Source organism: Streptomyces pseudogriseolus, from assembly GCA_002154585.1.
Taxonomy (GTDB): Bacteria; Actinomycetota; Actinomycetes; order Streptomycetales; family Streptomycetaceae; genus Streptomyces; species Streptomyces pseudogriseolus.
In genome coordinates, this window is record MUNG01000624.1 from 1 (window position 1) to 1,235 (window position 1,235).

Consider the following 1,235-nt stretch of genomic DNA (forward strand, 5'->3'; position numbering starts at 1 on the left):
GTGGCGGGGGCCGTGCTGCTGGCTGTGTTGTGGGGGTTGGGCTGAGGGCTTGGCTGAGGGTTGGGCTGAGGGCTCGGCCGGGTGAGCTGTGACGGGGGCGGCCTTGGGCCGCCCCCGTCTTCGTCGTCTCAGATGCCCGCTGCCTTGGACAGGTCCTGCTTGATGGTGGTGAGGAGGGCTGTCGCCCTGGTGCGGGCCTCGGGGAGGTCCGCCTTGGCGGCGACCGGGATCACCACCTCCAGGTAGCACTTCAGCTTCGGTTCCGTGCCGCTGGGGCGGACCACGACCCGGGCGCCGTCCAGCGTGTAGCGCAGGCCGTCGGTGGGCGGGAGCTTGTCCGTGCCCTCGGTCAGGTCCTCCGCCTTCGTGATGCGCAGGCCCGCCAGCTCCGTCGGGGGCTGCTCGCGCAGGCGGCGCATCGCGGCGGCGATCAGGCCGAGGTCCTGCACGCGGACGCTGAGCTGGTCCGTGGCGTGCAGGCCGTGCTCCACGGCGAGGTCGTCGAGAAGGTCGAGGAGGGTGCGGTTCTCCGCCTTGAGCTCGGACGCCAGTTCCGTGAGGAGCAGGGCGGCGGTGATGCCGTCCTTGTCGCGGACGCCGTCCGGGTCCACGCAGTAGCCGAGGGCCTCCTCGTAGCCGTAGCGCAGGCCGTCGACGCGGGCGATCCACTTGAAGCCGGTCAGGGTCTCCTCGTAGGGGAGGCCCGCCTTCTCGGCGATACGGCCGAGGAGGGACGACGAGACGATCGACTCCGCGAACGTGCCGGTCGCGCCGCGGCGGACCAGGTGGGCGGCGAGGAGCGCGCCGACCTCGTCGCCGCGCAGCATGCGCCAGTCCGCGCCGTCCTTGACGGCCGCGGCGCAGCGGTCGGCGTCCGGGTCGTTGGCGATGACCAGGTCGGGGTCGGTCTCGCGGGCCTTCGCGAAGGCGAGGTCCATCGCGCCGGGCTCCTCCGGGTTGGGGAACGCGACGGTCGGGAAGTCCGGGTCCGGTTCGGCCTGCTCGGTGACGAGGTCGGGGGCGGGGAAACCGGCGCGGGCGAAGGCGGCGAGGAGGACGTCCTTGCCGACGCCGTGCATGGCCGTGTAGACGGTGCGGGCGGTGCGGGGGGAGCCGGGGGCGAGGACGGCGTCCGTGCGGGCGAGGTAGGCGTCCAGGACGGAGTCGTCGAGGGTCTCCCAGCCGGTGCTGGGGCGGGGGACGGTGGTGAGGGAGGCGATCGCCTCGATCTCGGC

At 73.4% G+C, this 1,235-nt stretch carries 1 protein-coding gene; it reads right to left on the bottom strand.

Features of this window, described 5'->3' with window-relative positions; all coding sequences use genetic code 11:
* Positions 1-128: 128 nt before the first annotated feature.
* Positions 129-1,235: phosphohexomutase domain-containing protein (locus CCN29_RS33535; RefSeq protein WP_086686258.1), on the bottom strand; the 1,107-nt coding region annotated here is incomplete at its 5' end.